A 7,602-nucleotide genomic window follows, 5' to 3' on the forward strand; every position below is an offset into this window, starting at 1 on the left:
CGAACCGGCGCGTCAGGTCAACGCCGGAGTACCCGGCGGCCGGTGACCGGACACCTGCTCGTTCGGTGTCCAGACTGCGACCGGTCTCGCCAGGCGGCGACTCGAGCGTTAGGCGGCGTCGTCTGCCAGCTGCGGAGCGGGTTTGTCGGCCGGACGGGTTTCCGGGGCTCCGGCCCAGGCAAGCAGGCCGAGCACCGCGGTGAAGCCGGTGACGACGAAGGCCGCTTTGTAGGAGATCGCGTCGGCGAGCATCCCGGCGACCAGCGGGCCGAGGATCGCACCGAAGTCGGACGACATCTGGAACGACGCCAGCACCGGACCGCCCTTGCCCTTCGCACCGATGATGTCGGCGACCGCGGCGTTCTGGGCGGGGTTGAGGATGCCGGCGCCCATGCCCGCGATCAGCGACGCGGCGAGGAACCACGGGACGGAGTCGGTGAATCCCAGGGACGCGGTGGCCAGCCCGGAGACCACGAGCCCGACGAGCACCAGCGGTTTGCGGCCGCGTTGGTCGGAGATCCGGCCGGACAGCAGCAGCACGGCGGCGTTGCCGACCGCGAACACCGACAGCGCCACGCCTGCCATGGATTGGGTGGAGTGCAGGGCTTCGACCACGAACAGCGGGACCAGCGCGATCCGGACGCCGAAGACGGCCCAGCCGTTGTTGAAGTTGGACAGCAGCGCGGCGCGGTAGGTCCGGTGGCGCAGGGCTTGGCGGACCGTCATCGCCTGCGTCTCGCCGGTGTCGGTCTGCGGCGCCGCCAGCTCCGACTTGCGCAGCATCAGCCAGCCGATGAACGCGGCGACGAACAGCGCGATGCCGTAGGTGACGAACGGCAGCCGCAGCGAGTAGCCGATCATGACGCCGCCGATGATCGGTCCGGAGACGTTGCCGAGCAGGAAGCTCGTCGCCCACACCCCGGACGCCCGGCCGCGCAGGTGCGGCGGCGACAGGCGGACCAACAGCGCGACCGCGGAGACGGTGAACATCGTCGAGCCGGTGCCGCCGAGGGCGCGGAAGATCAGCAGCTGCCAGTAGGAACCGGCGAACGCGCAGGCTGCGGTGCTCAGCCCGACGATCGTGATGCCCAAGACGTAGATCGAGCGCTCGCCGAAGAACGACACGAGACGTCCGCTGACCGGGGCGAAGGCCAGGCGCATCAAGGCGAACGCGCTGATCACGAAGGACGCGGCGGTGACGCCGACGTCGAAGCTGGTGGCGAAGGTCGGCAGCGCCGGGGCCACGATGCCCATGCCCACCGCGACGATGAAGCTGCCGATGACCAGGATCCAGATCTCCCGCGGCAAGGAGCCGGTGCCGGTGCCCTCGGTGTTCTCCGCCGTTGCCGAGCTGCTCGACACCGTCGCCCTCCCATGCTTAGCCGAACTAAACGAAAATCCCGGAGCCTGCCCGGGTCAGTCCGGCTAGCCGAACCCCCACCGCGCGGGCTTTATTCCGCCGACGGCGAAGGATGTGACGAGTCCCCCTCTTGAGCGTGCAACCCCAGCCCAGGGCACGACGGTGGTCAATTTCGCGAGAAATTGACCGTCACCAGGGTTACAGGAGGTCGTCGATTCGGCGGGCGTAGGCCGTTACGCCGTAGACCACGTCGAAGCCGCAGGCTTCGGCGAAGCGCTCCGCTGTGCCGCCTTCCTCACTCTGGCCTGCGACCATCAGGGCGCCGCGCTCGCGGAGCTCGTCGATGACGTCGGCGACCAGTTCGCGGCCGATGCCTCGGCGGCGTCGGCCGGGGCGCACGATCACCTGCTCGACCAGTCCGACGCGGCGCTCGATGAATCCCTGGGCGAAGCCCGCGATGCGATCGGCGTCCGGGTCGTCCACGACGCGCAGGACGCTGCGCGGTTCGTCGATGCGGTGGCCCAGGTTGCGCAGGAGCCGCCGCTCGCCCTCTTCGGAGAGGCCGGCGTCGTCGGCGATCAAGTCGACGATGCCGGGCAGGTCGCGGTCCTCGGCCGGTCGCGCGAGGCCGCGGGCGTCCTGCCGGACCCGGTGCAGCAGCGCGACGAGCTCCTCCACCGCGCGCCATCCGGCGTCGTCGGCGATGCCCTCGATCTCCGCGACGGTGGTCGGCGAGGCGAACACGACGGCCTCGGAGTGGCCGGCGTCGGCGAAGACCTGCTCCAGTTCCAGCAGGGTTCCGGCGACCTCGGCGAGCGTTCCCCACAGGGCGCAGGCGTGGTTGGCGGCGGGCAGCGGGTTGTCCTGGTTGAGCACGACCGTGGCCGCGCCGACCCTCGTGCGCAGCCCGTAGCGCACGACGGCAGAAGCGAGCTGCGCGGTCTCGACCAGCCCGGCGAGATCGCGAGCTTGCCTGGGGTCGAGCAGTGCCTCGTCGTCCGGGTCGTGCAGTGGATCCACACCTTCATTGTCCCTGCTTCGCGGCGACCGTCCTCCGGGACCGGGTGGACGAAGCGAAACGGGACAAACGGAGGCGGCGCGGTGTCGGCCGTCTGAATTCCTGTCTTTGATCTTTGATGCGCTGCTAGGCGCATAGCCCACCCTCGGCGCTTGCACCGCCGCGGGTTCTCAGACATCGCCTGGCGAGGGCGGCCCGACTGCCGTGTATTGGCATACATAAAGTTGGGCACCCGCAGTCCAGGCGGCGTCTGAGGTTCCGCCACCCGCACCGCCACGCAAAACGACCACCGGAAACAGGTTCTGGGGCAGGATGGGTTGATGTGAGCACCCCCACAGAACTCGCCGATGAACTGCTGGACGTCATGTTCGAGTCGAACCCGGTCAGCGCTTCGCTGTACGGGGTCCACGACCGGGACGATGAGCTGCCGGACATCTCCGCCGCGGGCGAGCTGGCGTTCCGGGAGCGCGCTGAGGACATCCGGGTGCGTGCGATGGCGGTGGACACCTCGCACGCTGATCTGGAGCAGCGGCTGACCATCGCGGCCGTGGTGCACCACGCGCAGGCCGTGGTCGCCGAGTTCGACGCCCGCTCCCCCGAGTACACCGTGGTCGGCAGCTTGTTCGCGCCGGTCGCCGGGCTGTTGTTCCACCTCGGGCAAGTTTCGGCCGCGGATGCCGAGCAGGGCGCGGATTTCGTGCAGCGCCTGCGCAAGCTCCCCGGGTTCATCGCGGCCGCCGCGCAACGGCACCGGGAGGGCGTCGCGACCGGCCGGGTTCCGGTGCGGGTGCTGGTCGAGGACGCGATCCGCCACCTCGGCGAATACCTGGCCGCACCGGACAGCGACCCGCTGCTCGTTCCCGAGCTGCACGACCCTGCGCTGGACCAGGAGCGCAAGCGCGTGCTGGTCGAATTGGTGCACCCGGCGCTGCGCGAGTACCGGGAGGTGCTCGCCACCGAGATCGCCGCGCATTCCCGCCCGGCCGAGCAACCCGGGTTGCGCTGGATCCCCGGTGGCCACGAGATCTACCAGCGGCTCGTGCGCGCGCACACCAGCACCGACCGCACTCCGCAGGAGCTGCACGACATCGGCCTGGCACGGGTCGCGGAGCTGCGCGAGGAGCTCGCCGAGCTGGGCGCGAGGACCTGGGACGAACGCGATCCGGACGCGGTGCTGCACCGGCTGCGCACCGATCCCGCACTGCGCTGGCGGGACGGCGAGGAGCTGCTGACGTCCGCGCGCGAGGCGATCACACGCGCGGAAGCCGTTGCGCCGCAGTGGTTCGCGACTCTGCCCGACCAGCCGTGCGAGGTGCGCGCGATTCCGGGCCCCACCACGGAGAGCACACCGATCGGCCTCTACAACGCCCCCGCGCTGGACGGCTCGCGTCCGGGGGTCTACTTCGCCAACACCGAAGGCGCCGAGCAGCGCCAGCGCTTCAACTCCGAGGTGATCGCGTTCCACGAGGTCGTGCCCGGCCACCACATGCAGATCAGCTCGGCGCAGCTGCGCACCGAGCTGCCGATGCTGCGGCGGCTGATCTCGATCATCGCCTATTCCGAAGGCTGGGGCCTCTACACCGAGCGGCTGGCCGACGAGATGGGTCTGTACTCCGACGACCTGGCCCGACTGGGAATGGTCGCGCAGGACCTGTTGCGCGCTGCGCGGCTGGTGGTCGACACCGGGCTGCACGAGTTCGGCTGGAGCCGTCAACGCTCCGTGGACTACCTGCGGGAACACACCATTCTGCCGCAGCTGGAGGTCGACTCCGAGATCGACCGCTACATCTCCTACCCGGCGCAGGCGCTGTCGTACCTGGTGGGGAAGCTGGAGATCGAGCGGGTCCGGGCCACCGCGCAGCAGCGCCTCGGCGCGGACTTCGACATCCGCCGCTTCCACGACGCGATCCTGCGGCACGGCGCCCTTCCGGTGTCCACATTGGACCTGATGGTCGCCGAAGAGCTCCTCCAGCGCTGATTTCCGCGCCTGCGACATCCAGGTGATGAGCTGCGCACACGCCCGAAACCGACACTCAACGCACTAATGTCGATACCTAGCGTGGTCGCCGCCGCCGGCGACGGTTCCAGCGGAGACAGGAGACGCCGTGACCGGGACTTTCCACCACCGCCAGGAACGACTGCGCCGCGAAGCCGAAGCCGAGCTGGCCGATCGGCCGCTGCCGTCCTGGCACCACCGGGTGCTTCAGCGGTTCGGGGTCGAGCACGACAGCGGCTGGTATCCGCTGCTCAACCAGTTCGCCCCGCACACCCCGGCCAACCGCCCGGACGCGGTGCTCGTGGGCCCGCAGGGCGTGCTGGTCGTCCTGCTCCGAGAGGCCGAACCGGAGTGGGAGGACACCCGGGCGGCGTTCGTCTGGGCGGCGGAACTGCTGGCCGGAGCGTCGACCGATGCGGGCGCGGTGACCGAGGCGGTGGTCCGCACGGTGGTGGTGCACCCGGCCGATCACCGCGGCCGCAAGGGCCACACAGGTGAGCACTTGGCCATCACCGAAGCCGAACTGGACCGCATCCTGCGGCACGGCGAACGACTGCTGAAACCCGTTGAGGCGCTGAACATCGCTCGGCACCTGGACAGCAGGACCTTCGACCTGACCCCGTTCATGTGGAACCCGCAGCGCATCCCGGGGCAGCGCATCCCGGGGCAGATCGGTGAATCCGCGCTGATCGAGACGCGGGACCTGCACCGCGAGCGGGTCGAGCGGGCACTGGAGCGGCCGTTCCGCGATTGGCGGATCTTCCTGGACGACACGCAGCTCGGGGCGGTGCGGCGCCGCTACTCCGGACCTGCGCGGGTCACCGGCCCGGCGGGCACCGGCAAGTCGGTCCTCGCCCTGCACCGGTTGGCCTACCTCTCCCGCCGCACGACCGGGAAGCTGCTGTTCACCACGCACCTGCGCAACCTGCCGCTGATCGCCGCCGAGCAGTTCCGCTCGCTGGCCCCGCACCTGGTCCAGCGCATCGAGTTCACCCACCTGCACTCCTGGGCGCGGGACTTCCTGGACCAGCGCGGACGCGCCGCCGACGTCGACGAGCAGAAGGTGGAGCAGGCCTTCGAAGCGGTGTGGCAGCGCCCGGAATTGACCGGGCCGCTGCGCGGATTCCGAAACTCGCGCAGCTACTGGAAGGACGAGATCAACCGGGTCATCAAGGGGCGCGGGATCCGCACGCTGGACACCTACCGAACGGTCCCGCGCAAGGGCCGCGGCCAGCCCCTGCCGGCCGAACTCCGCGCCCGCGTCTGGCAGTTCTACTGCGAGTACGAGCGCGAACTGTCCGAACGGGATGCCTTCGACCACAACGACGTGCTGATGCGCGCGCTGTCGGAGCTCGACCGCCGACCGCTGCCCCGCCAGTACGCGGCGGTGGTCGTCGACGAGGTCCAAGACCTGACGTTGATCGGCTTGCGCTTGGTGCACGCGATCAGCGGTGACGGACCCGATCAGCTGCTGCTCGTCGGCGATGGCCAGCAGCAGGTGTATCCCGGTGGCTGGCGCCTTTCCGAGGCCGGGATCTCGTTGCAGGGCAGGGGTGAAGTCCTGCGCCGCAACTACCGGAACCGAGCGTCGATCGTCCAGCAGGCCGGGAAGCTCGACGCGATCAACCGGTTCGACGACCTCGACGGCGGTCCCGCGGTCGCGCTGCGCTCGGCGTTACCGGTCTTACGCGGCGGCCAAGTGGTGCACTGGGAGGGCGCGGACCAAGAGGAGGCGCTGATCGCCGCGCTCCGCGAACTCGACGACAACGCCGACACAGCCGTGCTGACCAGGACGAACGATGCGGCGCGGCACTGGGATCAGGTGCTGCGCGAGGCCGGTTTCACCGTCCGGTCCCTGGACCGCTGGAACGGCCGCACGTCCGGTCCGATCCACATCGGCACGGTCCACCGGGCCAAGGGAACGGAGTTCCGGGCGGTCTTCCTCCCGGACGAAGGCCTTCAGTTCAACGGCCACCGGGACGAGATCGAGGCGTCGAACCGCCACCGCCTGGTCGCTCAAACCCGGGCCCGCGACCACCTCTGGATCGCCACGCTCACCCAGTGACGTTGCGGGCTTCCTCGAATCCGGCGAGCATCGCGTCGAGCGCGAAGTCGAAGCGCGATTTGGCCCCGGCCTGACTGCTCGCCCCCGCCGCCGCTGCGGCGAGCAGCGGAAACTCCTCGGGGTCCACATCGGACGGATTGCGCACCTGCGCGGACGCCTCTACCAGCTCGCCCCCCGGGACTGGTCGCGGTCACGACGTGACCGAGTACGAAACCCGCCAGTGAGAACAGCACGTCCAACCCGACTTCCAGGGGAATCCCGCGGCGTGCAGCATCTCCAGCACACCCTCCATGATCGCCAGCGGACATGAAGATGGGCGCAAAGATCAAAAACAGGCACTCCGGGACGCACTCAGGGTTTACTCGGGGATTTCGCTGGATCCGCTGGTCGCGCGCATGACGAATCCTCGTGGTCGTGGCGAAGACGAGTTCCCAGCGCTGGCGGCAGGCCGTCGTGTGGCTGCACGTGATGACATCTGTCGGTTGGATGGCCCAGGCTCTGGTGCTTTTCACCCTGCTGGCGACGAGTTTCGCCACTGACGACACCGCGGTCCGCGTCAGCGCGACGTCGATGGCGCACGTGGTGGACGTGCGGCTGCTCGGCCCGTTCGCGAACGCCGCCGCGTTCACCGGGTTCATGCTCGCCGCGTCCACGGCCTGGGGATTCTTCCGGAACTGGTGGGTGCTGGTGAAGTTCGCGATCACCGTCGTCCAGCTCTACGCCGGGATCTTCATCCTCTCCGGCGCGCTGCAGGACTCGGTCACCGCAGCCCAGAACGGCGAGGCCAGCCCACCGCTGGCACTGCTGCTCGGCACAGCCCTGATGGCCTCGGCGATCGCCTTCCAAGCATGGCTGTCGATCGCCAAACCCTGGCGCCGCACCCCGTGGGCGGCACTCCAAAAGCCGCCGACCGTCCCGAATCGCGTCTTCGCCGCAGCGGTGGCTGCCCCGCTGATCGACATCGCCATCGGGATCGTCCTCGGCTTCCCCTCCCCGTTCTGCCAACTCGTCGTGCTGACCGCACAACTCATCAGCCGGCAACGCGCCCTCCGGCCACGAGAGGTCGTGAGTGCGTAGCAGTGTTCGAACGCTGCTAGCGCGAAATCCGCGCGGACACCCCATTAGCCGGAGCCCCTGCCGCAGCCTCCCCGACTACGCGACGC

6 protein-coding genes are annotated in these 7,602 nt (G+C 69.5%); 3 read left to right on the forward strand and 3 right to left on the reverse strand.

The genetic code is table 11. The features are described 5' to 3' along the window. Positions 1-108: 108 nt before the first annotated feature. A complete protein-coding gene (locus ACWCO2_RS33675) occupies positions 109-1,362 on the reverse strand; it encodes an MFS transporter (protein WP_450131842.1) in 1,254 nt (417 codons plus the stop codon). Positions 1,363-1,558: 196 nt separating this feature from the next. Continuing rightward, positions 1,559-2,380 carry a GNAT family N-acetyltransferase gene (locus ACWCO2_RS33680; RefSeq protein WP_450131843.1) on the reverse strand — a complete coding sequence of 274 codons (822 nt, stop codon included), beginning with the start codon at positions 2,378-2,380 and terminating at the stop codon, positions 1,559-1,561. Between the two features lie 320 nt (positions 2,381-2,700). Between ACWCO2_RS33680 and ACWCO2_RS33685 the strand changes: the two genes are divergently transcribed. Further along, entirely contained in the window at positions 2,701-4,356 is a 1,656-nt protein-coding gene (locus ACWCO2_RS33685; RefSeq protein WP_450131844.1) for a DUF885 domain-containing protein, read from the forward strand. Positions 4,357-4,483: 127 nt separating this feature from the next. Next, entirely contained in the window at positions 4,484-6,439 is a 1,956-nt protein-coding gene (locus tag ACWCO2_RS33690) for a UvrD-helicase domain-containing protein (protein WP_450131845.1), read from the forward strand. Here ACWCO2_RS33690 and ACWCO2_RS33695 read toward each other — a convergent pair. Continuing rightward, positions 6,429-6,584 carry a hypothetical protein gene (locus tag ACWCO2_RS33695; protein ID WP_450131846.1) on the reverse strand — a complete coding sequence of 52 codons (156 nt, stop codon included), beginning with the start codon at positions 6,582-6,584 and terminating at the stop codon, positions 6,429-6,431. The genes ACWCO2_RS33690 and ACWCO2_RS33695 overlap by 11 nt on opposite strands. Positions 6,585-6,847: 263 nt before the next feature. On the opposite strand from ACWCO2_RS33695, the gene ACWCO2_RS33700 reads away from it, so the two are divergent. Further along, positions 6,848-7,516 (forward strand): hypothetical protein, encoded by a 669-nt coding sequence (locus ACWCO2_RS33700; protein WP_450131847.1) that lies wholly within the window; start codon positions 6,848-6,850, stop codon positions 7,514-7,516. Positions 7,517-7,602 lie beyond the last annotated feature (86 nt).

The sequence above is a fragment of the Saccharopolyspora sp. NPDC002376 genome (assembly GCF_053593195.1).